This is a genomic window from Wenjunlia tyrosinilytica (genome assembly GCF_014646055.1).
In the GTDB taxonomy this organism is placed as follows: domain Bacteria; phylum Actinomycetota; class Actinomycetes; order Streptomycetales; family Streptomycetaceae; genus Wenjunlia; species Wenjunlia tyrosinilytica.
The window spans coordinates 46277-71769 of record NZ_BMMS01000026.1 but is presented as its reverse complement, the minus strand read 5'-3'; the positions used below and the strand labels follow the sequence as shown (position 1 = coordinate 71769).

The window sequence follows — 25493 nt, the reverse complement described above, 5'->3', positions numbered from 1 at the left end:
CAGGGGGTTCCACATGGCGAACGCGATGGCTTCCGGTCCTCAACCGGTCCCGCTGGATCCCACCCGGCGCACCGCAGCCGTCCGGATTCCGTTCCCCGCCCGGTTCAGCCCCCATGCGGAGCGCGCGCGCCGGCACACCCTTCAGTGGCTGCAGGAGACAGGCCTACTGAGGGGGGAAGCCGAGACGGCGGAGTACGACGCGCTGCGGCTCGAGCGGCTGATGGCGTATTTCTACCCCGACGCCACGGGCAGCGACCTGGAGCTCGCGTCCGACTTCAACGCGTGGTTCTTCATCTTCGACGACCAGTTCGACGGCCGGCTGGGGATGCAGCCCCAGGCGATCGAGCGCGTGGTGGACACCCTGGTGCGGACCATGACGGCCGACGACGCTCCCCAGGCACCCGACCGGTACGGCCCGCCGCTCGTTCAAGGGTTCCGGGACATCTGGCGCCGGGCCACGGTCGGCGCTCCGGACGGCTGGCGCCGCCGGTTCCGTACGCACTGGCATGCCTACATGGCCGCCCACCAGGGGGAAGCGCATCACCGCAACGCGGACCGCCTGCCGTCCCTGGAGCAGTTCCTCGAGGTCCGGCGGAACTCCATAGGAGTGCAGCCCTGCCTCGACTTCACCGAGCGGTGCGGCGGCTACACCCTGCCGGACGAACTGCACGACTCCTTCCCGCTCCGGGAGTTGCGGGAGATCACCGGAGAAGTGGTGATCTTCGTGAACGACATCGTCTCGCTCGTCAAGGAACTGGCGTCCGGGGATGTGAACAACAGCGTCGTCGTGCTGCGCGAAGAGAAGGGCTGCACTCTGGAGGAGTCCGTCGAGCACATCGCCGACCTCGCCAACGCGCGGACCGTCCGATTCACCGAACTCGCCGCCGCCCTCCCCCGGATGCTGAGCGGACGGCGCGTGCTTCCGCAGGTGCGCGGGCACATCGAGCACTACGTGGAGGGCATGGGCCATCTGATGGCGGGCAACCTCGCCTGGTCGCTCGCGACCTCCCGCTACGACGAGACCGGGACCGCCGCCGTCAGCGGCGGACGGCAGCGCCCCTGGGCACATCTCACCGCGGCGACCGGCTCCCCGGCCGAAGGCGGTGCGCGAAACGCCTCCACCCCGTAGCGGGGTGCCGCGGTGGGCGCGCCCTGGCGGGCTGCCGCAGCCTCTAGCATCGTTGAACGATCCTTCACTATCCGAAATGCACTGCGGCCGTGACCTCGACCCGGACCGGGCGCCGCAGAGCAGGCGGGGAGTGCCCTGCCGACCAGCCGCACGAGGGGACTCGGCCGCGACAGGGAGGACTCGCGCCCTGTGCGCAGAGGTGATTCCCGACTGAAAGGCGGAGCTCGGACGGGTGAATTCCGCGACACCCCTTGATGGATCGTAGAACAATCCCTAGATTGTCGTGCCACGACAGGTCTCTCGTGTGCGGCAGACCGGAGGTGTCTCATGGAGCGACGCGAGCCAGGGACACGACGGCGAGTCCGCAGGCGGCGGCACTGAGGACGTCATCGACGTCCGTCTCTCCTCCCCGCAGTGAGGTGCACCGTGACATCCACCCCCACCCGACCCCCCGCCCTCGGCGACGAGGCGACCGGCCCCCTCGCGTGGTACCGGTCGTTCACCCCCCAGGGCCGCCGCGCCTTCAAGGGGGCGTTCGGCGGATTCGCTCTCGACTCCTACGACTTCCAGGTGCTCCCGCTGAGCATGGTCGCCATCGCGGCCTACTTCGGCCTCAGCAAGGCGGAGACGGGGCTGCTGACCACCGTCACCCTCGTGGTGTCGGCTTTCGGCGGGATCCTCGCCGGTGTCCTGATCGACAGGGTCGGCCGGGTGAGAACACTGATGATCACGGTGGCCACGTATGCCGTGTTCACCGTCCTGTGCGGCTTCGCCACGAGCTATCCGATGCTGCTGACATGCCGGGCCTTCCAGGGACTGGGGTTCGGCGGCGAGTGGGCGGCCGGAGCCGTCCTCGTGGCCGAGTACGCCCGGACCCGCTACCGCGGCCGCGTCCTCGCCTTCATCCAGAGCTCCTGGGCCGTCGGCTGGGGCCTGGCCGTCGTCGTGTCCACCCTGGTGATGGACAACGTCGACCCCGGCCTCGCCTGGCGAGTGATGTTCTGGACCGGTGCCCTGCCCGCGCTCCTGCTCGTGTACGTGCGCCGCAATGTCGAGGACGCTCCCGCCGTCGCCGAGCGGCTCTCGCGCAAGGAGGCACGGGTTCCCCTGTCGTCGGTGTTCACGGGGGACCTGGCCCGCAAGACCCTCTTCGCGTCCTTGCTGGCCACCGGGGTGCAGGGCGGCTACTACACGATCGCCACCTGGCTGCCCACCTACCTCAAGACCGAGCGCGGGCTGACCGTCGTCGGTACCGGCGGCTATCTGTTCCTGCTCATCACCGGTGCCTTCTGCGGCTACCTGACGGGCGGCTACCTCGCCGACTTCCTCGGGCGCAAGAAGTCGTTCGCCGTGTTCGCCGTGCTGAGCGCCGGGCTCTTGATGGCGTACATCAACATCCCCGAGGGAAACAACAGCCTCCTGCTGGTACTCGGCTTCCCCCTGGGGTTCTCCGCCTCCGCGATCTTCTCCGGCTTCGGCTCCTTCCTCGCCGAGCTGTACCCCAGCGGCGTGCGCGGCACCGGCCAGAGCTTCACCTACAACGTCGGCCGCGCGGTGGGCGCGTTCTTCCCGACCGCGGTGGGCTTCCAGGCGGGGCAGTCAGGCGTGGGCGGCGCGCTGGTCTACGGCGCCGTCGGCTACGCGATCGCCCTGGTCGCCCTGCTCGGCCTGCCCGAGACACGCGGCACGGAAATCGTCTGAGCCGTCGAACCGTCGAACCGGCCGTCGCGGCAACCGGCCAACGACGTGGCCCACGGCGGTCGCGGTGGCCGACGAGCCGCCGCGGCCGCCGCGGGTGAGAGGTAACCGCCGCGGGTGACAGCTGGCGGCGGCCCGGCGCCGCGGGCCGCCGCCAGCTACCGGGCCCGCCTGCGGCGGACGGGTACAAAGCGCACCGGGGTACCCGGTACCGCCTGCGCGGCCGCGGCCAGATGAGCCTGCGGCACGACACCGGCCACCGGGTAGCCGCCGGTTGTCGGGCAGTCGGCGAGAAAGACCACGGGCTTTCCGTCGGGCGGCACTTGGATCGCTCCCAGCACCATTCCCTCGCTGGGCAGTTCACTCAGGACCGCCCGCTCCAGGGAAGGCCCCTCGGTCCGCAGGGCGATCCGGTTGCTGTTGGGAGAGACCGAGAATCGCCCCGCGGCGAGGGTCCGCAGCCCATCAGCGGTGAACCAGTCGTCACGAGGACCCAGCAGGACCGGCAGCACCAGTTCCTTCGGCGGTGCCTCCCACAGCGCGATGTCCGCTGCGGCCGGAAGGACTTGGGGTGCCTCGCCCACCGGCAGGGTGTCCCCGTTCGCGAGAGGACGCGGGCCGAGGCCGGAGAGCAGGTCCGTGGAACGGCTGCCGAGGACGGGGGCGACGGCCACACCACCGCTGACGGCCACATAGCTGCGCAGGCCAGCGGTCGCGCCGCCGACCTCCAGCACCGCGCCGGACGGCAGGCGGACGGCGCCTGCCCAAGCCACCGGCCGGCCGTCGACGCGCACCGGAGCCGGAGCGCCGGTCACGGCGACGGTGACGGTCCGGGTGGCGCTCACGGACACCCCGTTGACCGTGGTCTCGAGTGTCGCCGCGCTGTCCGGATTGCCCACCAACCGGTTGGCGAGCCGGTGCGCGGGCTGGTCCAGCGCACCGGATCGCGGCACCCCGAGGGCGGCGTGGCCGAAGCGCCCCAGGTCCTGGATCGTCGTGAGCGCACCGGCGCGCACGATCTCCAGCTTGGCCCCGCTCACGCGTCCCCCTGAACACTCGGGGCGCTCGCCGGGGCGGTCCGCGCCCCGCCGCCGCACCCGTCCTCGGTCTCCTCCGGTACGAACCGCACCCTGGTGCCCGGAGCCAGCAGGGCAGCCGGTTCCCGGTCCATGTCCCACAACCGCGCACGGGTGGTCCCGATCAGCTGCCAGCCGCCCGGGGAGGAACGAGGGTAGATGCCCGTGTAGGGGCCCGCCAGCGCCACGGATCCGGCGGGGACGCGTGTGCGGGGAGTGGCCCGGCGTGGCACGTGGTATCGCTCGCCCATTCCGGTCAGGTAGCCGAAGCCCGGAGCGAAACCGCAGAACGCCACACGGTGCTCCGCACCGCTGTGCACCCTCGCCACCTCGGCCGGGCCGACGCCCCACAGCGCGGCCACCTCCCGGAGGTCTTCGCCGTCGTAGCGCACGGGGATCTCGACGAGCGGGCCGCTGTAGGGCCCCGGTTCCGGAACGGTCCAGCGCCGCAGTTCGGCGGCGAGGGCTTCGGGACCGCTCACCCCGTACAGCAGGACCGTCTGCGCCGCCGGAACGATCTCGCGCACCGGCGGCAGGGTGCCCGCGGCCAGCCGGCGCAGCAGCTCGGCGTGCAGGGCCTGTGCCTCCAGCGCGGTGTCGAGGCCCACGAGCAGCGAGTCCTCCCCGACGGGCATCACCTTCATACGAATGCCTCCACCGTGACCTCGGCCACCTCCAGTGCCCGCCGCACACGCCCGGCGAGCTCGACCGCGCCGGGGGTGTCCCCGTGCAGGCACAGCGATCGGGCCCGTACCCGTACCGGCGTGCCGTCGAGCGCGGTGGTCCTTCCGTCGCGGGCGAGGGAGACGGCCGTCCTGGCGATCCGCTCGGCGTCGGTGACCACGGCGCCCGGGTCTCCACGTGGGACGAGTGTCCCCGCGGCGGTATAGGCGCGGTCGACGAAGGCCTCGTTGACGACCGGGAGCCCCGCGCGGCGCGCCGCCGTGTGCAGGGCCGAGCCGGGCAGGCCGAGCACCGGGAGTTCCCGGTGGGCCAGGCGAATGCCCGCGGCCACGGCGAAAGCCTGGGCCTCGTCGCAGACCACCCGGTTGTACAGCGCCCCGTGCGGCTTGACATAGGCGACCGTTGACCCGGCCGCGCGCGCGAACACCTGGAGGGCACCGATCTGGTAGCTGATCTCATCGGCCAGTTCGTCCCCGGGCACCTCCATGGCGCGGCGGCCGAAGCCCGCCAGGTCCCGGTAGGAGACATGCGCGCCGATGCGCACACCCCTGTCCACCGCGGTCTCGCAGATGCGGCGCAGGGTGCTGGGGTCGCCGGCGTGGAAGCCGCAGGCGACGTTGGCGCTGGTGACCAGCGAGAGCATCGCGGCGTCGTCGGTGAGGGTCCAGCGGCCGAAGCCCTCACCGAGGTCCGCGTTGAGGTCGATCACTGTCCGTACCATCGCCGCCCTGTCTCCTCGAATGCCTGCGGTTCCCGGTCCGAGCGAGGTGAGGTCACGCAATGCGGTAGTCCGCGTCGCGAGCGTCGGTGATGAGCATGTACCCGGGCGCGTGCGTGATCGCGAAGGGCGGGCGCGAGGCCATCAGGGCCGCCTGGGGGGTCACTCCGCAGCCCCAGAACACCGGGACGTCCCCGGGCTCGGCGTCCACGGGATCGCCGAAGTCGGGGCGCGCCAGGTCGGTGATACCGAGGGCGGCGGGGTCGCCCGTGTGCACCGGTGCGCCGTGCACGGCGGGCATGAGCGCGCTCACGCGGGTGGCCGTCTCCACCAGGCCCGCGGGGATCTGGCGCATGGAGACGACCATCGGCCCATGGAGCCTTCCGGCCGGGCGGCACTCGACGCTCGTCCGGTACATCGCGACGTTGCGCCCCTGAGCGACATGGCGCAGCGGAACTCCCGCCTCGGCCAGCGCGGTCTCGAAGGTGAAGCTGCATCCGATGACGAAGGTGACGAGGTCGTCGCGCCAGGCCGCCGTGACGTCGGACGGCTCGTCGACGAGCTCGCCCGAATCCCACACCCGGTACAGCGGCACATCGGTGCGCAGGTCGGCGCCGGGAGCGAGCGATGTGGACGACGAGCCGCGCTCGGTCACGTCGAGCACGGGACACGGCTTGGGGTTGCGCCGGCAGAACAGCAGGACGTCGTCGGCCCAGTCCTCGGGTACCGAGATGAGGTTGGCCTGGGTGTACCCGGCACACCACCCGGCGGTGGGCGAGCGGATACCGTCACGGAACCCGGCTCGCGCCTGTCCTGGGACCAGGAGCTCGGGCTCGGCGAATGTCGTCATCGCGGTCCTCTCGGGCTCAGGGATGGCTTATGCGACCAAAGATAGGGGATTGTTCAACGATCCGACAAGCCCCGTGTTGTTTCGCTCTCCGTTTTTCGATTGAATGGGGCAGCAAGGAATGGAATGCGCGGCAAGGCGGCCACCGGGCCGCCCGGAACGAGGGACGGGAACCATGGCTGCCGAGGTCGACCCTGCCGTACTGGCGAGCGACCGGGCACTGCTGGGACGCACCAGCACCGCGGAGCGGGTCGCCGACATCCTGCGGACCCGCATCGCCGAGGGCCACCTGCCCCCCGGGAGCAAGCTGTCCGAGGACAGCATCGGCAGCGCCCTGGGGATCTCCCGCAACACCCTTCGCGAGGCCTTCCGCCTGCTCACCCATGAGCGGTTGCTCACCCATGAGCTCAACCGGGGAGTCTTCGTCCGCGTCCTCGCGGTGGAGGACGTCGTCGACATCTACCGCGTGCGCAGGCTCATCGAGTGCGCCGCGGTACGCAACCTGGGCGTACCTCCGTACCCCCTGGAGACGGCCGCGGCGGCGGTGGCCGAGGGCGAACGGGCCGCCGAGCAGGGCGCGTGGCTGGAGCTGGGCACCGCCAACATCCACTTCCACCACGCCGTCACCGCACTCGCCAACAGCCCCCGCACGGACGAGTTGATGCGCGGAGTCCTGGCCGAACTCCGCCTGGTCTTCCATGTGATGGACAACCCCCGCAGCTTCCACGAGCCCTATCTGGCCCGCAACCGCGAAATCCTCGCCGCCCTGGAAGCGGCCAACCCGGTCAAGGCGGAACTCCTCCTGTCGGCCTACCTGGACGACGCTGAAACCCAGCTCGTCCAGACCTACGCCGACCGCATCGCCAAGGGCAAGCCCTTGGAAGCGAACCGCTGAGACCGCGGGCGCAAGGCAGGGCGGCCCGGGAAGGCCGACGGTTGTCGGTGGGGGCTCCTACAGTCCGGTCATGAACACAGTGACCTCGCCGACGGGCTTTCGGATCATCACGGCGGAAGAGGCCGAGGAGAGGTTCGCTGTCTCCGACGGCGTCGGGTATCCGTACCAGGACTTCGCCGACGAGCAGGAGATACGCCTCTACGAGAGCGGGCTGCGCATCGAGGGGGACCTGGCGCCGGAGTCCGATGTCGACCGGGTGCCCTACAACGTGATCGTCGACGGGGATCTCACCGTCGACGGTGACATGACCTGGTGGGACGAGGGCAGTGGCAACTTCCTGTTGGTCACCGGGGACGCGCGAGCGCGCAATGTGCTGCTGTCCGGCTGCCCCAATGTCGTGGTGCGCGGCGATGTGACCGTGGCCGGAGGCATCCAGGGCAGCTGCGGCGAGGGGGGCGGATACCTGGCGGTGAGGGGCCGCACTCGTGCTCGCGTCGTCGTCGCCACCCTGTACTTCGGCTTGGATCTGACCCGTCGGCCGGAGGCCGTGCTGATCGCCAACCCTCACCGCAGTACATGTCCCGTCGACTTCACCGAGGAGGAGTCGGCCGGCGTCGTGCTTGCGGAACTCCTCGATGCGGACGGAGGCATCGACGTTCGCAAGGTCGGCGAGGCGCTGCGGGAGGGGCGGCCGGTGCTGCGGCCCGATGTGCCGCGCCCGGAGCGCCTGGCGGCGGTGGGCCGAGGGTAGGGATCCCGCCCGCGGTGCGGGCGGGCCCGTTGTCGCTTTCCACCGGGGCGGCACCGCGTGGGCGACGTCGGTGGGACGACGGTGCGGGTCGGTGCGCACGGCCCAGGCCTTTCGGGAGGAAATCACAACAGGGCGGCGCGATTCCCGGACGAAACGGCCTGGAGTCAGGCCATGGAGCAACCCCTGAACGCGGTGCAAGCGTATTCGGACGCACCCGGCGGCAGTCGGCTGAGCTCCGGGCGCCAGCAGGGTCGGATGTTCGTCGGGAACGAACCGATTTTCTTCCGCCGATCGAGGCGGCGGGGCTCTGGACCACTGCGACGCAATACTGGCGCCGCCGCGAGCAAAGGCGTCGGCCAATAGCCGCCGATCACTCGAATGGGTAATGCGGAAGCAGACCGGCCGACAAGCGGCGTGCGGAACAGAAGAATATGAGGCCGCGCCACTGTGCGCCCTCGCCCCGGTCTTGGCGTCCGCGCCGGAAAGCGGGAAATTCAATGCGTCACAGCTGATTGCGCCTCTCGCGCATTTCTTCTCCAGGAGGCTTCCATGCTCGCTTCGCGCACCATCGCCGCTGCCGCCGCTGTCACCGCGGCCGCCTTGTACGCCGGCACCGGAACCGCGGTGGCCGCCACGGCTCACAGCAATGGCAAGGCGAACCGCCTCTCGGTGGCGGCCGCCGCTGCCAGTCGCTTCGACGACGGCAGCTTCGAAACCCCCTTAGCGCCGGCGGGCAGCTTCCAGACGTACGCGGCGGCGCAGTCCATCGGCCCATGGCGGGTCACCACCGGCTCGGTCGACCTGATCGGCGCCGGGTACTGGCAGGCGGCGGAGGGCGACCAGTCCGTCGACCTCAACGGCACGAGCCCCGGGGCGGTCGCACAGACCTTCACCACGACCCCGGGCACCAAGTACACGGTCACGTACTCGCTGGCCGGCAACCCGGGCACGCCTCCGGTGGTCAAGACCGGCAAGGTGCTCGTCGACGGACAGGACTTCCAGGACTTCTCCTTCGACATCACCGGCAAGTCGTCGACGAACATGGGATACGTGACACGGCAGCTGACGTTCGTCGCCAGGAACCCCACCACGACCCTGACGTTCGCCAGCACCACCGCGAACAGCGCTCGGGGACCCGTGATCGACGATGTCCTGGTCCAGCCGTGCCCACCGTGCCCCTCCTGCTGACGGCAGCGGCGGGCGCCACCGCGGCGCCCTGACGAGCGCGGTTCAGCGGCTCAGAACGGCGGACCGATCGGCATTGCGCCGACCGGTCCGCTCCAGCCCGCGCGTGCGGCTGGGCAACCGCCGTCCGCTGCCACCGCCGGGGTCACTCGGACAACTGGTCGATCAGCCACACCACCACGGCGCGCGTCGCGCCGCTGATCGCCGCACCGGCTGCCGACGCGGCCAGTGCCGACCGGTCCCCGGGGCTGGACGGGTGACCGCCGCGGCGGCCGCGGGTGCGCGATGCCGGGAATCCTGGAATGCCGACCGTGGATGCCGGTGTTGTCGACGTCATGAGCGATGCGTCGCGTGATGCGGACTTCTGCGCCGTCCGCGAGCGGCTGGAGGCCGAGCGCGCGAGCACGAGTGCGCAGATCGGCGCGCTGAGTCGCGACTTCACGGCGATCGTCGAGGCGAATGCCCTGGTGGCGATCGACGACGAGCACGATCCGGAGGGATCGAGCACCGCCTTCGAGCGGGCCCATGTCGCCTCCCTGCTGGCGCGGGCGCGCGAGCACCTCGCCGATCTGGATCAGGCACTGGAGCGGCTGGAGAACGGCGAGTACGGACGGTGCGAGGTGTGCGGCGAACCGATCCCGACGGAACGCCTGGAGGTCCGCCCCGCCGCCCGCACGTGCGTACGCTGCGCAGAAGCCCGCATCCGCTGATCGCCGCGGCGGTCCCCCGCAGCGGTCGGTTCCTCTTGGCCGTCTCCGCGCGGTTCGGCGGCATGCTCGCAGCTCTGGCGACCATCGGCGGGATCATCGGCATCCTCGCCGGAGCCACCACAATCCCCTCAGCGGCTGCCGCGTTCGTGCGCGCGTGCAATTCCCCTGGTCACCGCGCTCCACGATCTCCGCGACGCCGTCCGCGTCGGCGCGGCGCACCGCTCGCCCGGCTCTCACAGATCGTTCGGGGCGGCGCGCAGGAAGCAGCTGGCCAGCGCGGCGCGGGAGGAGATGTCGAGTTTGCGGTAGATCCGCGACAGGTGGGCCTCCACCGTCCTGGGGCTCAGGAAGAGCTGGACGGCGATCTCCCGTGAACGCTTGCCCGCGGCCGCGAGTTTGGCGATCTCGCGCTCCCGTTCGGTGAGCAGGACCATCACCTCCTGCCCCGCGGCCGCCCCCGCAGCCCGGACCGCTCCCCTGGCGGCCAAGTCCTTCTGGATCCGCGCCGCGTCGTCGCGCACCCGCAACGCCCCGCAGCCGCGGGACAGCGCGACCGCCGAGTTCAGCCAGTCCAACGCGGTCGACGGGCCGAGCGCCTCACTGGCCGAACGGGCCCCGGTCACCAGGGTCCAGGCGTGCTGCACCGGCATCCCGGCGTGCCGGAGGACTTCCGCCGACTCCGCGAACAGCTTGGCCGCGGCGTCGTGTTCGCCGTCCGCCGCGTGGAGCGAGGCCCGTGCCCTGTGGGCGTAGGCCTGCTGGACGGGCAGGCCGAGTTGCTCCGCCGCCAGGTCCGCGTCCATGGCCCAGCGGTGAGCGGCGCCGACATCTCCGCAGTCCAGCGCCGCAACCGCCAGCATGGCCAGCAGCCAGGGCCGCAGCGGCGGTTCGAACAGCGGCAGTCCTTCGCCGCCCCCGCCCTGGAGCAGGGCCCGAGTGCAGCCGGGAGCATCCCCGTTCATGAGCCGTATCTGGGCGAGCATGCCGGTCGCCAGGCCGGTGCGGCGGTCCGGGCAGGGCCCGGTGCCACGGGCGGCGCCGTGCTCGGCGAGCGCGACGATCTCGGCGGCATCGCGTCGCCCCCGGGCCCACATCAGGGCGCCCGCGCGCATCGTCATGGCGTGCCCAGCCATGTCGTCCCGGCCGGCCCTGCGGGCATACCGCTCCGACTCCCGTGCCCAGTGCTCCGCCCGATCGAGCCGTCCGGTCCACTGGTCGAGGGCGGAGAGCAACATCTGATGGTGCGCGGCGACGACCTGCCCGGCGCGCTCGGCATTGACCGCCAGTCCCCGGTTGAGGTGGCGCCACGCGTCGGGGAAGCGCTCCATGTAGAGCTCGGAGCGACCGATCATCGCGAGCAGTTCCGGGGAGCCCGCGAGCACGGCGTCCGGCAGGGCGTCGATCAGACGGGAGCACTCGGTGAGTTCGCAGGCCGCCGTGTCCGCGAATCCGAGGTCCGCCTCGCCGCAGGCCGCGAGGACGCGGATCTGCCTGTGGGCGGCCTCGTCGGCCGACGCCGAGGCCGCCTCGCGCACCAGCGCCCTTGCCTGCTGGTAGGTGCCGCTCAGCAAGTGCACCAGCCCGTAGCGGAAGGCCGGTTCGGCCGCGTGCGCGGGCAGTGGCCTGGGCATCTGGTCGAGAGCCGCGAGCGCCACCGCTTGCGCCTCGTCGTAGCGGCCCAGCAGCCGCTCGACATCGGCGCAGGCCGCGTACGCCCCCATCCGCAGGTTCAGCGGCAAGTCCGAGGCGGCGCCCAGCAGTTCATGGGCGAGACGGCGGGCCTCCTCGAGCCGCCCGGCGGCCGTCAGGGCGCGGCAGCAGGCGATGCTCAAGGCGGCGCGGGTCGGCCGCCCCGTATCCGCTCCCTCCGCTCCCTCCGCCCCCGGCAGGCACTGCAGCGCCAGGTTCAGCCAACGGGCCGCGGTTCCGGGTTCCTCGGCGATGACCTCCATGGCGCCCTCGGCCAGCACCTGGAGGGCCGAGGCGGCATCCATGCCCAGGACGTGCTCGGCGTGCCGGGCCCGCGCGGCGGCGGACGCACCGCGCCCGGCCAGCAGTTCCATCGCCCGGCGGTGGGCGGCCAGTCTGAAGGACGGCTCCGCGTGCTCATGGACGACATGCCGCAGCACACGGCAGCGGAATGTGAACTGCCCGCCGTGGGCGAGCGGTCGTACGAGGTCGGCGCGGCCGAGTTCGGCGAGTGCGTCCAAAGTGCGCCTCGGCCCGAGTCCGGAGACCTTGGCGACGTCCTCGGGCCGGAAGCGGTCCCCCAGAACCGCCGCCGCCGCGGCAGCCGCCGCCGCGTCCGGGAAGAGCGCGTCCAGCTCCGCGGTCAGCGCCGCCGCCTCGCCGAGCAGTCCGTCCCGGTCGGCCCCGGGGACCTGCGGCCACCCGTCCGGCCGCCACCCCGCGGCCACGAGGATCCGCAGATCCCGCGGGTTGCCCGCGCAGGCGTCGTGCAGCGACTCGGCGTACCGGGCGGGATCGTGGTGCCACGCCGCGCCGGTACGCGAAGCCGTGGCACCACCGGCGAAAGCGCCCGGCGACGCGGGCACGCCCGCATCCGTGCGCCAGCCGTCGAGCAGCGCGGCCACGGCGCGGCGGTCCAGCGGCTCGAGGTCGAAACGGATGACGGAACCGGTCCTGGCGCCGCACTCCAGCGCGTCCCGCAAGGGTGCGGGAGTCTGCCGGGGGCGGTGTGCCACGGCGAGGACGAGGGGACCCGCCAAGGGGGTGCGGATGAGCTGGGCGGCGAGGGCCGCCGACTCCCGGTCGAACAGATGGAAGTCGTCCAGGAGCAGCACACCTCCGCCGTCCCGCGACGCCCATTGCGCGAGCAGGGAGCGGACCGTGCGCTCGAGCGAGTCGTCGTCGGCGGGGTCGGCCGGAAGGGGGCAGATGTCGGGCCGGTCGCCCCAGGCCTGCCGCAGGGCCTGGTACGGGGCGACGCCCCAGCGTGTGCCGCACGCTCTGACCACCTGGGCACCACGCCGCTCGGCCAGCTGCGCCAGAAGGGACAGCAGCCGTGACTTGCCGGCACCCGGGTCCCCGGCGATCTCCAGCACAGCCCCCCGACCGCGCCCGAGGGACTCCACGAGCCGGGCGAGCCGGGCCGTCTCCGTGTCCCTCCCCGCCAAGAGGCCGTGCGCCTCCCGCTTCGGCACGGCGAACATATGCGCTCCCCCCGGTCGCATCCCCCAGGCTTTCTGCCCCTGGGGGGACCGTTGGACGCGCACCCCTGTGGCAGACGTTCGCCTCCGTTGGCGGCTGTTGGCGGCCAACGGTTCGAATGGTACGACACTGAAGGGGGATGGGGGACTCTACTTCAGAACTTGAAGAGAGATCCCTTCCGGGCTTCAGATTGTGCTGTGCTGGGACGGCGGCGCGCCGCGGCCGGGAAACGCTTCAGTCCGGGACATCCCAGTCGAAGCGGTGGACATGGATGCCGAAGTACGGGAACGACTCGGCCTCCCTCACGCCGGGGATGGCACGGATACCGTCGTTGATGACGGTCGACAGTTCGTCCATCGACCGGCACACCACTTCGGCGAACAGGTCGAACGAGCCTGCTGTCGCGACGAGGTAGATCACATTGTCGATGTCACCGAGCGCCTCGGTGATCTCTCTGGGGTGCCGGTCGACCTTGATGCCGATCAGCGCCATGACGGGCAGGCCGAGCGCGAGCGGGTTGGTCACCGCCGCGATCTGCAGCACTCCGCTGTCCACCAGCCGCCGGACGCGGGCGCGGACGGCCGGAGCCGACATGCCCACCTCACGGCCGAGGTCGGTGTAGGAGGCCCGGCCATCGTCCTGAAGCCGGCGGATCAGGATCCTGTCGGATGCGTCCAATTCGATGAGGTCCGTCACGCGATCAGCGTACGACCGAGGGAAATCGGCAAAGGCTACAGGTCAACTCGGCTGCTCCTTCGGATGTGCGAGTCAGGGCCCCCAGAGGATAGACGGACCGCGGTGCCCCGACTACGGCGGCGGGGCGCACCGCGGGCGGCGCTCCGCCGAGCACCGGACCACTCGCCGTACGGGCGCCGACGAGCGCCGACCGCGGCTTCTTCGGAGGACACCGCCCTGCGGCCCTGTCAAGGGGCCTTGCGCTGGGGAAGTCCCTCGAATCCGCGGGTGTCACGCCCATGACCAGGCGGAACGGACCCGTCCGGTCGAGCGCGGCAAGTTCCGGCCTCGAGCGATTACGTAGTTCTACCGATGCCTACGCCGGTGTTGTGTTGCAGGGTGGTTCGAGTTCGGACACTCAAATGCCCTTGCTCAGAACGGAGTTGGTACCGAACGCCCGAGCCGCACGGTCCCCGCCGCGGCGGCGGGCGACTCCTTCACAGGTCGCCAGACCGAACGACACGACGTACAGGAGCAGTTCCCATGCCGTCCGACGAGACTGCGGTGACCGTCCCCGACGCTCGGGGTTTCGCGCTGGACGGCGCCTTCGACGGGCGCTGCCCGGCGGGAGGCGCGCCGACGCCCCCGGCGCCGGTCACGGCGTGTACCTCGCCTCCGACGGCCTCGACGGGTCCCCGTTCCCGACTCTGAGGCCACCCGCGAGAATCCGACGGCCGGGACACTCACGACCGGGATCCCGGAAGGGATCCACCGGCCCCCGGACGCGGCCCGGAAGTTCAGCGCGCCCCTGGTCGCTCCACCGTGGTACGGCTGCCCGCCGGGTCGGGCGGCCCGCGCCGAGCCCGGCCGTCCGGTCGGCCCACGCGGTTCCCACGGTCCCGTCCAGGCCCGATTCGTCCCAAGTCGGCCAGGCGACGCCCGCGGGTCGTCGCCCCTCCCCAACCGTCCGACCGCTGCTGAGCCGCCACCCGCTGCCGCCCGTGAACGTGAAGGTGCCCGATGCCCCCTGCCGCGAAGCCCGCGGATGCCCGTCCCCCACCCTGAACGACCCTGCCAGCTTGGTTCTACGCGCATCAACCGGCGCGCGTCGACCGCCCGCAACACAGCAAGGCTGTCAGGTGTGCCCGCTCCACTGGCCGGAGGCTCGACACGGCGACGCCGTGCGTGCTCCGGACAGCCCGGACCACAGAACGTGAGGGAACATGTCTTTCGAGCAGCTGACGTCCACTTGGGAAAAGGTGCCCGTCACGGAGGCACTCGACCGGTTCGGCCTGTCCACCGGCGCCGAGTGCCCCGACCAGGACTTCACCGGCGAGCGGGAGGTCCGGCTCTACCGGGGCGGCCTGCGCATCGCGGGCAACCTGGCGCCGGAGGCCGACTCCCACCGGATCCCCTACGACGTGATCGTCGACGGGGATCTGACCATCGACGCGGACCTCGACTGGTGGGACGAGGGCAGTGGTGGCTTCTTCCTCGTCACCGGGAACCTGCGGGCCCGCAATGTGCTGCTCTCCGGCTGCCCGAACGTCGTCGTGGGCGGCGATCTCGTCGTCGCCGGCCGTATCCAGGGCCACCACGGACAGGACCGGGGACGCCTCGTGGTCAAGGGGCGTACCCGCGCTCAGATCGTGGTCAACACACTGTTCTTCACCATGTCCTTCGCCGCGCGGCCGGAAGCCGTGGTCGCCGCGGACCCCTGCCGGACCAGTTGCCCGGTCGACTTCACCGCCGATGAGCTGGCCGACATCGTGCTGCCGGAACTGCTCGACAAGGGTCAGGTCGACGAGCACCGGATCAGCCGGACACTGCGTGCCGGAGAGCCGATCCTGCGTCCGGGCATCCAGCCGCGCGGGCTGAGGGTGCTGAAGTCACTCGGCCCCCCGCCGCCGGGCGCCGTCGAGGCCACCGAGCCCCAACTCCCCGAGCACACACCGGGCAAGGCGCCCGCGCCGCTGCTCGCGTTCCGTCATCTGCGCTACCTCTCACTGGCCGGCGACAACGATCCGGGCATCCTCGACGACCACATCGGTGAGCTGACCGCGCTGGAGGAACTGGACATCTCCGGGATGGGTCTGACCCGGCTGCCCGAGGCCATCGGCCGACTGCGCAACCTGCGTGTCCTCGACATCTCCGGAAACCGCTTCGAGGCCCTGCCCGACGAGTTGGGCGACCTCTCCCGCCTCGAGGTGCTGCGCGCGGCCCGGCTGACATGCCCCCTGCCCGACTCCATCGCCGGGCTCCAGGCACTGCGAACGCTGGACCTGGCGAGCATGTGCCCGCGGCAGCCGGGCTCGCCGGTGGACTTCCCCTGGGTCGTCACACGGCTGTCCGGCCTGCGGTCCCTGGACCTGTCGGGCATCTTCCTGTCGGAGATCCCCGACGAGCTGATCGCGATGACCTCGCTGGAGGAACTGGACCTTCGAGGGTCGCTGTCGGCCCACCTGCGGCGGCTTCCCGAACTGGCCAGGCTCCCCAGCCTTCGTGTCCTGCGCCTGAGCGGGGTGACGCGATGGCCGGTCCAGCCCGAGCCCAGCGGCGACCTGCTCACCAGCGTGTGGGACATCCGCACCCTGGAGGAGCTGGACATCAGCGGGTGGGGCGGACGGACCCTGGACGACCGAAGACACGTTCCCCGGTGACCAGCATCCCCGGAACCCATCAGCCGTACGACCCGGCGCGGGTGGACGGACCCGCCGACCGACAGCTGACGACGCGGTGGCGGGGGGTATGAGCGCGGACCCGCCCCGGGGCGGCCGCACGGGGAGCCAGGCATGTGCGAGCGCTCCGTCCGGTCCGGGGGCCCGCGGCGGGTTCCCGGACTATCCCGACGTGGTGACAAGGCAGTTCCGGGTCTCGGTCCGGCTTCGGACGAACGCCGCCAGCCGGGCGGCGCCCTCTTCCATCCGATCGTCGTCCAGATAGCTCAGCGACAGCCGTATCTGCCGCAGTCCTCCGCTCCCGCCGACGAAGAAGTGGCTCATGGGGGTCCACAGGACGCCGAAGTCGCGGGCGGACACTTCCACCATCGCGTCGTCCGCGGTGAAGGGAAGCGTCATGACCAGGAAGAACCCGCCCTCCGGTGTTTCCCAGTGGATCCCCTCCCTGGCCCGCGCATCTGGTGGGAAGTGCCGTTCCAGGGCGTCGATCAGCAGCTTCAGATTGCGCTGGTAGAACTCGGACTTCTCCCGGATCATCGCCTGCAGCGAGCCCCCGGACTCGACCAGCATGCCGCCGATGACCGCCTGGCCGATCGGGGAGGTGTTCACCGTGACCATGCTCTTGACCGCCGCGAGTTCGGCTGCCAGCAGACGTGGCCGCTCACCTGGCCCGCGCACCTGCTGGTCGGCCACCGCGAAACCGACTCGGGCTCCGGGCAGGCACACCTTGGCGAAGGTGCCCAGGTAGACGACTCGGCGGTTGCGGTCCAGTGCCTTCAGGGTGGGCAGGCGCGTTCCCTGCGCCGCGGTGAAGCCGTACGGGTTGTCCTCCAGGATCACCAGATCCTCTTCGGCCGCTGCCTCGAGCAGGGCCTTCCTGGCGTCCAGGTCGAGCCGCGCACCGGAGGGGTTGGAGAAGTCCGGCACCAGGTACAGGGCCCTGGGACGCTTGCCCTCCGCGCGGACGGCCAGGCACTCGCGGTGCAGCGCGGCCACGTCGAACCCGTCCGCCGGCTGCTCGACACCCCGGATCTCGATGCCCAGCAGGCGTGCGGCGCCGACGACTCCGACGTAGCAGGGGTCGGCCACGAGGAGGACGTCCTCGGGGCCGGCGTGCAGGGCGCGCAGGGTGATGAAGATGGCCTCCTGGCAGCCCACGGTGACCACCACCGCCTCGGGCGGGACGTCAATGCCCTCGTCGGTGCGCAGCGCCCGCGCCACCAGCTCGTTGATCTGACCGGGCGTGGCCCCGTACTGGAAGACCCGCCGCTCGGCCTGGGCCCGGGTCAGCCCCCGCTCCCGGCACAGGTACCCGACATAGCTCTCGATGTGGCGTGCGATGTCCACGCTGCCGAAGAAGCTCTCATGCGGCGCACCGGGTGCGAACGAGACGGCGTCGGGGAACTTCGACATCACCTCGGTCAGGAAGGTCACCGACTCCATGACGGGATCGGCGACGGCGGCATGCAGCGCCGACCGGTCGATCTCGAGTACGGCTTCCCGGGAAAGCACCGAATGATCGGCCATGTTCACGCCCTTCACGAAAGTTTTGAGACGCCGGGTGCCCGGCCGAGGTCAGCGCCGCTGTGCGCGGCTGATCCAGGTCCTCTCCAGGTTGTCCATCACATCGCGGCTGTAGAGGCGGCGGGACTGTTCCAGGGAGAACTCGGCCATGTACTCACGGAAGCGTTCGGCGGGCTCGTCCGCGACGGTGAGCATCCGGCGGTTGCCGGCCACCGAAGGGTTGTCCAGGCGCTCGGCGGCGGACCGCACCGCCTTGTCCATCCGCCCGGGCTCGACCACCTCGTCGCAGATCAGCAGGGCCTCGGGGTCCGCTGCCCGGACCTTCCTGCCGCCCAGGATGATCCGGCGGGCGAGGCGGTGCCCGACCACGCGGCTCAGCCGGAAGTTGGCCGCTCCCGGGACGATGCCCTCCTGGACCGCGGGCAGGGTGAAATACGCCCCGGTCTCGGCGATCACATGGTCGAACACGAGGAGCAGCTGCATTCCACCGCCGATGGCGTGGGTGTCGACGGCGGCGACCCAGGGCTTTTCGACGCACTCGTCGGGAGCGGCGGGGTCACCGGCCTCGGTGCGGATTCCGCGCAGGATCTTGTTGATGTAGCCGAGTTCGCGGCGGAGCAGGAAATCGACCAAGGAGATCTGCCCGTTGTACAGCTGAGTCAGATTGATGCCGGAGTTGAACACCCGCCGTCCCGCGTAGCGGGGGTGCGTCATCCGGGCCCCGCGCACGACCCCCACATGCACGCTGTCATCGAGCAGGACAAGGTCGACGGCGGTCTCGAAGTCGTCGGCGAGGGCGTTGTCCTCGGCGTTCAGGCAGCTCACATTGTGGACCGTGACATGGCCGATTCCGTCCCGGCGCTCCACGGTGACCGTGCCGAGCTCCGCGGCACCCGCGCGGCGGAACTCCTCGAGTGCGGCCAGTGCCCTGGGCGTCGGCCGGCGCATGGCGTCCATGAGCCGGGAGCCGGCCACTCGCGCACGCAGCAGACCCCAGAACAGAATGCCCTGGTCGACCTCGTGCCCCTCCTTGTCCGGCTGGATCCTGCGCCGCTCGGCGGCGATCACCTCACGAGTGGGGGCCAGCCCGGGGAGCAGATCGGCTGCCCCGAAGGCCAGTTCGGGCAGCCGCGGCGCCGTACGCCCCGCGTCGGTGAGTTCGTCGTGGAGCCTTTGCCCGTGCGCTCGGACGAAGCCGAGCCGGGCGGCCCTCGCGCGGTCGAGGACCGCTTCCCCCAGGGTGTGCTGCTCGGGTGATCGCTCCCGGCGCGGGGGCAGTTCGGCCAACTGCTCCCGCGCGGTGCTCAGCTGTGCGCCGACCGCCGCGGTGTCCGCGGTGAAGTCCCCGGTCAGGAGCGGGGCGTTGGCTCCAGTGGGTGGTGACATTGCCTTGATCCCCGTCCGGTCGCAGTGGTGTCCGCTTGTTCAGAGCTGCCCGGCGGGACGCAGGGCCCGGTCGCACGCGGCCAGATGGGAGCCGAGCGCGTCCTCGAAGGTCGAGCTCATGGCGTCCATCAGCAGTCGCCTGCGCACCGAGATGTCGCCGGCCCGGGCGCCCTGGAAGTTCTTCACGGCGACGCCGACGGCCTCCTCGGGATCGTCGGTGATCTCGTCGACGAGCCCGAGGGCGAGTGCCTTCTCGGCTGTTGTCGCGGCGCCGAACAGCGCGGACCGACGTGCCCGGTGGACCCCGATCTGGGTCGCCAGACGGAACAGCGCCATGCCGGGCCAGGGAGCGCCGCCCGAGGAGGGCAGCCGCAGCACCAGGTCCGGAGCCGCCACACGGTAGTCCGTCGTCAGCAGGACCTCGGCGGCCGGACCAGCGCACTCACCTGTGGCGACTGCCACCGTCGCCACAGGCAGCCGCTCCAGCCTGCGCAGCGCCCGCTCCCACTTGTTGACGAGATGGATGTCGAGGTCGCGCGAGCGCGGATGCCCCGTGTCACCGCCGTCGTCGCCACGCACCTGCACCAGCAGGACATCACCGGTCCGGGCGTCCTCCACGCGGTCGCAGATCTCGGCGATCCTGCGGACCGTGGAAGCCTCAAGGATGTCGGCGCTGCGGATCTCGACGGTGAAGTCGGTCTCCTGGTGAATTGCCATCAGATGATTCGCCCGCCCTGATATTCGTTCGAGGGAGTTTGCTACCACTGGACGAGTGCTGTCTCGATCGTGGAACCCGGCCCCATGGTCATCAGCACTCCGTAGTCGCCGGGCCGGGCGACCTCCTCCGCCATGAGCCGCTGGTAGGAGAAGAGAAACGATCCGCTGGAGAGATTCCCGTAGTCCCTGAGCACCGATGAGGTGTGCCGCAGGTCGTACGAGGCCAACCCAAGGTTGATCTTGACCGCGTCGATGACCTTCTTGCCGCCGGAGTGCACGATCCAGTGGGTGATGTCGCTGCGCCGAAGACCGGTTCCCCGCAGCAGGTTGGCGACCGCCTCCTCGGCGTGCGCACCGACGACGTACGGCACATCGCGGTCGATGAAGAAGCTGAACTTGCCGTGGACCTCGTCCCAGTCGTAGCGCATGGCCTCGACCGCGTCCGGGATGATACGGCTGCTGAACTTGAGCACCGCGGGCCCCTCGGCGGCCGGGCTGTCGGCGGCGATGACGCCGACGGCTGCGGCGCCGTCACCGAACAGGCCGTTGACCACCGCTGTCCGCAGGGTCCCGTCGAAGACGTACGCGGCGGAACACGCCTCCACGCAGATCATGACCGCCAGCCGGCCCGGGTTGCTGCTCGCCCACGCGGCCGTGGGATTGAGGCCGTTGAGTCCGGCGTTGCACCCCATGCCCACGACATCCAGCCGACCGCAGGTGACCGGCAGCCCGAGTTCCTTGATGAGGAGCGCGCTGAATCCCGGCGTCAGCATTCCCGTGGACGTGACACAGCACAGGTAGCCGACCTCCCCGAGATCGGCGCCCATGTCCTTGAGGCAGGACTGGAGCGCCTGCGCGGCGAGTTCGATCCCGTCGGTCCGGTGCTTGAGCAGAAGCTCGCCCTGTGTCTCCACTCGTGGCGAGCCGTCCGGGTCCAACGGCGGAAGGTGCAGATGCCGCCGGTCGATATGGCTGTTGAGGAAGAGGGAGGTGACCCGCGGGTCCTTGATCCCGAAGATCCGCAGGATGTCCTCCTGCGAATAGCTGGTCGCGGGATTCGCCGTGCCCAGCCCCATCAGACGAGGGGACGGAGTTCGCACATCAGTGATCACGCTGCGCACCTCGGTGCATCTGCTGCCGGAAAGCAGGCATGTGGTCGTCGGCCGGCCGTCAGGAACTGGCGGCGATGAGGCTCAAGGGGCGCAGATCGGTCCAGTGCTCTTCGATGTATCCCAGGCAGTCCTGCCGGGAAGAGTCGTCGAGGGCCACGGTCCAGCCGTCCGGCACCCGGGCGAACGCCGGCCAGAGGGAATGCTGGCCCTCGTCGTTGATCAGAACCTTGTACTCGGCCGAGTCGTCCTCGAACGGATTGGACACTTCCGCCCTCCAGTTGGATCAGCAGTTGAGCTGCGGATGAGATGCGAGTGAGAGGTGCCGCGGTGCGCGCACGTCGTGCGGCGGCACGCCGGAGGCGGCCGCTGCGTACAGCCGGGGCGGCCCGACGACACACCCTGACGTCACAGGCGACACTAGACGCGATGTCAACTTCAGTCAAGGCGTCATGACAAGAATTGCCAGTAGTGATGACAGCCCTGGTGGGCCGGGGAGTTGGCCCAACCGGGCGGCCATGGGGCCCCGGACCGCGGGCCGTTGGACGGACGCGCCGACGGCGGAACGAGGCCCGGCGGCCGGCTCAGGCGGCCGACTCGGATGACCGGCTCGGAGGCGGCCGGCTCAGCGCTGCGCTCGGACGAGCGCCTCGGCCAGGGCCTTCCATGCCTCCGTCGCCAGATCGAGGCTGGCGGACGCCTGGAGCCGCTCGGCGACCGATCGCAGGGCCGCCACGGCCTCGTCGGGCCGCCCCAGCCCGATCTCGGCCTGGTGCAGCAGGATCTCGACCCTCATCCGGTCCTGGTGGGGAAGGGCATCCGGATCCGCCAGGACGTCACGGGCCAGCTCCGCCGCCGACTCCAGGTTTCCCCGGTGGAAGGCCACTCGCGCCTGAACGGCCTTCATCCGGGCCTCGTCCGCCCGGTCGCCGAGCAGGTCGACGACGTTCGCGGCCTCCCGGCACCACTGGTCCACCTGGGAGGTCACCTCCTCCTGGACACGCAGGGCCAGCGGGATCGCGGCCAGCCTCAACCGGCCCCACAGCAGCGGGCTCTCCTTCCGGTCGGCGATGCCGAGGGCTTCTTCCAGCCGGGCGAGCCCCTGGTCCGTGTGTCCCTGGCGGGCGGCCACCGTGGCGGCGGTCCACAGCACCTGCGCGCGCAGCGGTCCCAGCTCGCCCGAGGGGATCTCCAGCGCCAGCTCGGCATGCCGCTGGGCCTCGGACCACCGCCCCGCCTGGGACTGCGCGGCCACCAGCGCCAGCAGGATCCGGGCCTCGTCGGCGCGGGAGACCTGCGGATGCCGCTCGCTGAGCGCGAGGGCCTGGTCGGCCAGCGCGACGGCCTCCTCGGGATTGTCGGCCAGTTGGGCGCAGGTGGACAGCCCGACGAGGGCCTTCACCTGCAGAACGGGTGAGTTCAGCGTCTCGCCGACGGCGAGCAGCCGGGACAGCACCTTCTGCCGCTCCGCGTGCTCACCCAGTTGCTCATGCGCCCTGGCCAGATTCCACAGGACCTGCCACAGCAGCTCGGGGGCGACGTCCCCCGCTTCCTCGGCGGCCGCGGTCAGCGCCTCCACCGCCGCCACGTGGCGGGAGTCCTCCAGCGCGGCGACGCCCTCGGCCAGCAGGGCGGGGATCATCTGCGGCGAACGGGCCAGGAAGGCGTCCTCGGGGACGTCCAGGCGCACCGACAGGTGCCGCACGGCCTGGGCGGTGGGTGCGCGATGCCCCGACTCGAGCCGCGAGACATAACTGGAGGAGACCCCGTCACCGGCGATGTCCGCCTGGGACAGGCCCTTCTCGCGCCGGAGCCGGCCGAGCAGCTGGCCGAATGCCGGCTGTGCCAGGTAGTTCATCGTCTCGCTGCTTTCCATGCCGTGAATGGGAGGCGCACGCCAAGCGGTGTTCGAGCCGATCAGCTGTCGTCCCGGTCACCTCCGCCGACCAGCACATGGTCCGGCCCCCGCCGGAGTCGGTGGCCACGATATTCTCAGCAGCCGGTGCGAGCTGATGAAACAGCGCCGACCACCGTTGGGATCGAACCCCCTGGTCCACCGGTACAAACAACACGTCATCGCCATTGACAGTTTATGCCACCGTAGTGACTGACGCCGCCACGGCTGGTCATAGTATCCACATCGAGACGTGCGGCAATGCCGGAAAGGCACCGCAATTCCGGTCAGCTTTCCGGTCGGCGCGATCCACGCAGCGGCGCCACGGCTTCCGCCACCGCACGGGCCACCGCGTCCAGTCCGCCGCGAAGCTCCTCGGTCGGACCGCCGAACCCGATACGGAGCCGGTTCGGGTGCCCGAAGCACTCGCCGGGGACGACCAGCACCCCGTCGTCCTCCAGAAGGCGTTCGCACAGCCCCGTCATGTCGGGCACGTCGGGAAAGAGCGGGAAGGCGCTCACTCCGCCATGGGGCGTCGGCAGGCCGACCAGAGCGGAGTTCTGCGCCGCCCAGTCCATGAGGACCCGCCGATTGCGGCGCGCCTGCTCCCGAAGCGGTCGGAGCGTCCTGTCCGCGCGCTCCATCACCCTGGTGGCGATCAGCTCGTTGAGCGGGGAGGTGCTGATGGTGACGTAGTCGCGCAGCTTGACCATCGCCGCGAGGACGTCCGGGGGCGCGATGCACCAGCCGATGCGCAGGCCGGGCAGCCCGAACGCCTTCGACAGGGTGCCGAAGGAGACACAGCGGTCGAGTGAGGCGGCCGGGTCGGGCAGCGGCGGGCGCTCGTGGACCAGTTCGGCGAAGGCCGCGTCCCACAGCAGATGGCAGCCATGGGACTCGACCAGGGACAGCAGCTCCTGGTGGGCGGCGGGCTCCGGCATGGCGCCGGTCGGGTTGTGCGGGAAGTTCACCAGCACCGCCCGCGTCCGCGGCCCCAACAGGTCCCGCAGCCGGGAGATGTCCGGTTCGAAGTCGTCCTCCGGCCGCAGCTCCCACACCTTGAGGGTCGCGCCCAGCGCGGCCGCCACCGACGACAGCGACTGGTACACCGGCCGAAGGACGACCACCTCGTCCCCCGGACGCACGATCGCGGACAGGGCGAGGAAGATGCCCTCCGTCGAGCCGTGGGTGACCATGACGCGCTCGGGCCGGTCGGGGGCGTAGCGGGCGGCGACCGCGGCCCGCAGGGGCTCGCAGCCCAGCGACGGGCTGTCGCGGAACATGAGCGCGTCGAGCTCCTCGGTCCCGATGCCGAGCATGGTGCGCAGCCGGCCGAGGGTGTAGTTCTGGGCACCCGAACTGGACACATCGATACGGGCGTCGAAGTAGCGGGTGCGGAACCAGTCCTCCAGCAGGGCCGGCTCGATGTCACCGAGTGCGCGGGGGGAGACATCGCCCACGGGCGGGATCCGGTGGCCGGAGGCCTCGTCGAGAACCGTGCGCACGAGTAGCGGGTCGGTGGAAGGCATCTCGGGTCAGCCGATCACTCGTGTGGTCATGTCCGCGCGGCCCGGGCGGGTGCGCCTGAAGTCCTCGACGACGTTGATCCTCTTGAGCCATCGATCGGTGCCGTCGTACCGGGGGCGGAACGGGCGCCTGCCGTGGACCACGTTCCGGTTGTCGATGAAGCCCATGTCGCCGGGGCCGAGCGGGAAGTCGTAGAGACTGCCGTCGAGGTGGTCGATCAGCCACTTGAGCGCGTGCGCCGCCTCCTCGTCTCCTTCGGCGGGTGCCACGTAGTCGCTGTCGATGCGCAGCACCGGAGCGCCGGGGTGCCCGGTGACCAGCGGGATCAGCGGCGGTCGGCGGCGGACCTCGTCGAGTCGGCGGAATGCCTCGGCGCGCCGGTCGGCGGCCGGGCAGGAGTTGAGCGTGGCGTCGTGCGAGGCGTCCGGAACGATGTGGAAACGGGGCTGGGTGAGCACGTCCATCACCTCCGCGGGCATCGCCGCCGGGTCGAGGTGGCCCAGCGTGGTGGCGGTCAGCTCCGGGCTGCGCAGGCACAGCAGGCCCACGAAGTCCGCGCGGTAGGGCGAGAAGGCGTCCTCGGTGTGCCAGCCGAGCTCCTTGCGGCTGCTCGAGCTGACCAGGCTCTCCTCCATGCCGGGCGTGGGCACGACTTCGGTCACGATCCGCCCGTCCTGCTGGGTGGCCCAGGCGATGACGTCGCCGAGGAGCGAGCCGTAGAGCATGATCAGAAACCCGTGGGCCCTGCTCTCCGGGGTGTCCGCGAGCTGCCAGCGGGCCGGCGTCGGACCCAGCCCGGCCTGGTCCACCCGGTTGCCGCAGATCACCAGTCCGTGCTTGCGGTCGTCCAGGCGAGCGGTGTTGACGGCCAGTCTGACCCCTCGGGGCAGATCGTGGGCGATCACACTCACGTCGGCGAGGAAGCGCGGGTTGTCCACCCGCCGGTACTCGTTGGCCAGGCTGCTCGCGAGGGCGAAGGCCTCGCCCGACTCGCTCGGGCTCAACCGGTATCGGTGGACCCCGGTCGGCCGGGTGGATACGGGATCGGTGTCGGACGTCGGCGCTTTGCTCCCGGCATCGGGCGCGGTGGTGCGGCTCTCGCGGAACATGCGGTGGTGC

Annotated in this window: 22 protein-coding genes; 7 read left to right on the top strand and 15 right to left on the bottom strand. The window is 71.0% G+C overall.

Annotated elements, in window-relative coordinates; all coding sequences use genetic code 11:
- Positions 1-13 precede the first annotated feature (13 nt).
- Together IEY86_RS26355 and IEY86_RS26350 are read left to right on the top strand one after the other, a co-directional pair.
- Positions 14-1129 (top strand): isoafricanol synthase, encoded by a 1116-nt coding sequence (locus IEY86_RS26355; RefSeq protein ID WP_189134351.1) that lies wholly within the window; start codon positions 14-16, stop codon positions 1127-1129.
- A gap of 426 nt (positions 1130-1555) precedes the next feature.
- Complete coding sequence (locus IEY86_RS26350) at positions 1556-2830, top strand: MFS transporter (RefSeq protein WP_189134350.1); 1275 nt, start codon at positions 1556-1558, stop codon at positions 2828-2830.
- A gap of 155 nt (positions 2831-2985) precedes the next feature.
- Here IEY86_RS26350 and IEY86_RS26345 read toward each other — a convergent pair whose 3' ends face one another.
- From IEY86_RS26345 to IEY86_RS26330, 4 genes are read right to left on the bottom strand one after another with little or no spacing between them, the layout of a single operon-like run.
- Positions 2986-3867, bottom strand: a complete 882-nt coding sequence (locus IEY86_RS26345; RefSeq protein ID WP_189134349.1) for a 5-oxoprolinase subunit C family protein — start codon at positions 3865-3867, stop codon at positions 2986-2988.
- On the bottom strand, positions 3864-4547 hold the full coding sequence (locus IEY86_RS26340; RefSeq protein WP_189134348.1) for a 5-oxoprolinase subunit B family protein: 684 nt from the start codon (positions 4545-4547) through the stop codon (positions 3864-3866). The genes IEY86_RS26345 and IEY86_RS26340 overlap by 4 nt, the downstream gene beginning before the upstream one ends.
- Positions 4544-5308, bottom strand: coding sequence for a LamB/YcsF family protein (locus IEY86_RS26335; RefSeq protein WP_189134347.1), 765 nt, complete (start codon positions 5306-5308; stop codon positions 4544-4546). The genes IEY86_RS26340 and IEY86_RS26335 overlap by 4 nt, the downstream gene beginning before the upstream one ends.
- Before the next feature lie 52 nt (positions 5309-5360).
- Entirely contained in the window at positions 5361-6155 is a 795-nt protein-coding gene (locus IEY86_RS26330; RefSeq protein ID WP_189134346.1) for a putative hydro-lyase, read from the bottom strand.
- A 172-nt stretch (positions 6156-6327) separates the two neighbouring features.
- Between IEY86_RS26330 and IEY86_RS26325 the strand changes: the two genes are divergently transcribed.
- From IEY86_RS26325 to IEY86_RS26315, 3 genes are all read left to right on the top strand, one after another.
- Positions 6328-7047, top strand: a complete 720-nt coding sequence (locus IEY86_RS26325) for a GntR family transcriptional regulator (RefSeq protein ID WP_189134345.1) — start codon at positions 6328-6330, stop codon at positions 7045-7047.
- 70 nt (positions 7048-7117) lie between these two features.
- A complete protein-coding gene (locus IEY86_RS26320; protein ID WP_189134344.1) occupies positions 7118-7798 on the top strand; it encodes a hypothetical protein in 681 nt (226 codons plus the stop codon).
- A gap of 549 nt (positions 7799-8347) precedes the next feature.
- Positions 8348-8986: a choice-of-anchor C family protein gene (locus IEY86_RS26315; protein WP_189134343.1), complete on the top strand. Its 639-nt coding sequence runs from the start codon at positions 8348-8350 to the stop codon at positions 8984-8986.
- A 142-nt stretch (positions 8987-9128) separates the two neighbouring features.
- Here IEY86_RS26315 and IEY86_RS26310 read toward each other — a convergent pair whose 3' ends face one another.
- Positions 9129-9320, bottom strand: a complete 192-nt coding sequence (locus IEY86_RS26310) for a hypothetical protein (protein WP_189134342.1) — start codon at positions 9318-9320, stop codon at positions 9129-9131.
- Between IEY86_RS26310 and IEY86_RS26305 the strand changes: the two genes are divergently transcribed.
- Positions 9319-9693: a TraR/DksA family transcriptional regulator gene (locus IEY86_RS26305; protein WP_189134341.1), complete on the top strand. Its 375-nt coding sequence runs from the start codon at positions 9319-9321 to the stop codon at positions 9691-9693. The two genes, IEY86_RS26310 and IEY86_RS26305, sit on opposite strands and share 2 nt — an antisense overlap.
- Positions 9694-9926: 233 nt before the next feature.
- Here IEY86_RS26305 and IEY86_RS26300 read toward each other — a convergent pair whose 3' ends face one another.
- Together IEY86_RS26300 and IEY86_RS26295 are read right to left on the bottom strand one after the other, a co-directional pair.
- Positions 9927-12866, bottom strand: a complete 2940-nt coding sequence (locus IEY86_RS26300) for a helix-turn-helix transcriptional regulator (protein ID WP_189134340.1) — start codon at positions 12864-12866, stop codon at positions 9927-9929.
- Between the two features lie 232 nt (positions 12867-13098).
- A complete protein-coding gene (locus tag IEY86_RS26295; protein ID WP_229698770.1) occupies positions 13099-13560 on the bottom strand; it encodes an Lrp/AsnC family transcriptional regulator in 462 nt (153 codons plus the stop codon).
- A 1202-nt stretch (positions 13561-14762) separates the two neighbouring features.
- On the opposite strand from IEY86_RS26295, the gene IEY86_RS26290 reads away from it, so the two are divergent.
- On the top strand, positions 14763-16199 hold the full coding sequence (locus IEY86_RS26290; protein WP_189134339.1) for a leucine-rich repeat domain-containing protein: 1437 nt from the start codon (positions 14763-14765) through the stop codon (positions 16197-16199).
- Between the two features lie 180 nt (positions 16200-16379).
- On the opposite strand, the gene IEY86_RS26285 is transcribed toward IEY86_RS26290, so the two are convergent.
- The 8 genes from IEY86_RS26285 to gntD all read right to left on the bottom strand — a co-directional run bounded on the left by IEY86_RS26285 (position 16380) and on the right by gntD (position 25483).
- Positions 16380-17744, bottom strand: a complete 1365-nt coding sequence (locus IEY86_RS26285; RefSeq protein ID WP_189134338.1) for an aminotransferase-like domain-containing protein — start codon at positions 17742-17744, stop codon at positions 16380-16382.
- Between the two features lie 48 nt (positions 17745-17792).
- Positions 17793-19127, bottom strand: coding sequence for a (3,5-dihydroxyphenyl)acetyl-CoA 1,2-dioxygenase DpgC (dpgC, locus tag IEY86_RS26280; protein WP_189134337.1), 1335 nt, complete (start codon positions 19125-19127; stop codon positions 17793-17795).
- 39 nt (positions 19128-19166) lie between these two features.
- Positions 19167-19844, bottom strand: coding sequence for an enoyl-CoA-hydratase DpgB (gene dpgB, locus IEY86_RS26275; RefSeq protein WP_189134336.1), 678 nt, complete (start codon positions 19842-19844; stop codon positions 19167-19169).
- Between the two features lie 41 nt (positions 19845-19885).
- Entirely contained in the window at positions 19886-20920 is a 1035-nt protein-coding gene (dpgA, locus tag IEY86_RS26270; protein ID WP_189134394.1) for a 3,5-dihydroxyphenylacetyl-CoA synthase DpgA, read from the bottom strand.
- 94 nt (positions 20921-21014) lie between these two features.
- Positions 21015-21221 (bottom strand): MbtH family protein, encoded by a 207-nt coding sequence (locus IEY86_RS26265; RefSeq protein WP_189134335.1) that lies wholly within the window; start codon positions 21219-21221, stop codon positions 21015-21017.
- 357 nt (positions 21222-21578) lie between these two features.
- The gene (locus IEY86_RS26260) at positions 21579-22829 is read right to left on the bottom strand and encodes a helix-turn-helix domain-containing protein (protein ID WP_189134334.1); all 1251 of its coding nucleotides are present in this window, start codon (positions 22827-22829) and stop codon (positions 21579-21581) included.
- A 305-nt stretch (positions 22830-23134) separates the two neighbouring features.
- Entirely contained in the window at positions 23135-24376 is a 1242-nt protein-coding gene (vioD, locus tag IEY86_RS26255) for a capreomycidine synthase (RefSeq protein WP_189134333.1), read from the bottom strand.
- Positions 24377-24382: 6 nt separating this feature from the next.
- Positions 24383-25483, bottom strand: coding sequence for a guanitoxin biosynthesis L-enduracididine beta-hydroxylase GntD (gntD, locus tag IEY86_RS26250; RefSeq protein ID WP_189134332.1), 1101 nt, complete (start codon positions 25481-25483; stop codon positions 24383-24385).
- Positions 25484-25493 lie beyond the last annotated feature (10 nt).

Excerpts from the sequence above, each read along its gene's own strand:
- vioD (WP_189134333.1), bottom strand. The coding sequence starts at position 24,376 with ATGCCTTCCACCGACCCGCTACTCGTGCGCACGGTTCTCGACGAGGCC.
- IEY86_RS26320 (WP_189134344.1), top strand. The coding sequence starts at position 7,118 with ATGAACACAGTGACCTCGCCGACGGGCTTTCGGATCATCACGGCGGAA.
- IEY86_RS26335 (WP_189134347.1), bottom strand. The coding sequence starts at position 5,308 with ATGGTACGGACAGTGATCGACCTCAACGCGGACCTCGGTGAGGGCTTC.
- dpgA (WP_189134394.1), bottom strand. The coding sequence starts at position 20,920 with ATGGGGCTGGGCACGGCGAATCCCGCGACCAGCTATTCGCAGGAGGAC.
- dpgC (WP_189134337.1), bottom strand. The coding sequence starts at position 19,127 with ATGTCACCACCCACTGGAGCCAACGCCCCGCTCCTGACCGGGGACTTC.
- IEY86_RS26330 (WP_189134346.1), bottom strand. The coding sequence starts at position 6,155 with ATGACGACATTCGCCGAGCCCGAGCTCCTGGTCCCAGGACAGGCGCGA.
- IEY86_RS26325 (WP_189134345.1), top strand. The coding sequence starts at position 6,328 with ATGGCTGCCGAGGTCGACCCTGCCGTACTGGCGAGCGACCGGGCACTG.
- IEY86_RS26355 (WP_189134351.1), top strand. The coding sequence starts at position 14 with ATGGCGAACGCGATGGCTTCCGGTCCTCAACCGGTCCCGCTGGATCCC.
- dpgB (WP_189134336.1), bottom strand. The coding sequence starts at position 19,844 with ATGGCAATTCACCAGGAGACCGACTTCACCGTCGAGATCCGCAGCGCC.
- IEY86_RS26340 (WP_189134348.1), bottom strand. The coding sequence starts at position 4,547 with ATGAAGGTGATGCCCGTCGGGGAGGACTCGCTGCTCGTGGGCCTCGAC.
- IEY86_RS26315 (WP_189134343.1), top strand. The coding sequence starts at position 8,348 with ATGCTCGCTTCGCGCACCATCGCCGCTGCCGCCGCTGTCACCGCGGCC.
- IEY86_RS26305 (WP_189134341.1), top strand. The coding sequence starts at position 9,319 with ATGAGCGATGCGTCGCGTGATGCGGACTTCTGCGCCGTCCGCGAGCGG.
- IEY86_RS26300 (WP_189134340.1), bottom strand. The coding sequence starts at position 12,866 with ATGTTCGCCGTGCCGAAGCGGGAGGCGCACGGCCTCTTGGCGGGGAGG.
- IEY86_RS26285 (WP_189134338.1), bottom strand. The coding sequence starts at position 17,744 with ATGGCCGATCATTCGGTGCTTTCCCGGGAAGCCGTACTCGAGATCGAC.
- IEY86_RS26260 (WP_189134334.1), bottom strand. The coding sequence starts at position 22,829 with ATGGAAAGCAGCGAGACGATGAACTACCTGGCACAGCCGGCATTCGGC.
- IEY86_RS26310 (WP_189134342.1), bottom strand. The coding sequence starts at position 9,320 with ATGACGTCGACAACACCGGCATCCACGGTCGGCATTCCAGGATTCCCG.
- IEY86_RS26290 (WP_189134339.1), top strand. The coding sequence starts at position 14,763 with ATGTCTTTCGAGCAGCTGACGTCCACTTGGGAAAAGGTGCCCGTCACG.
- gntD (WP_189134332.1), bottom strand. The coding sequence starts at position 25,483 with ATGTTCCGCGAGAGCCGCACCACCGCGCCCGATGCCGGGAGCAAAGCG.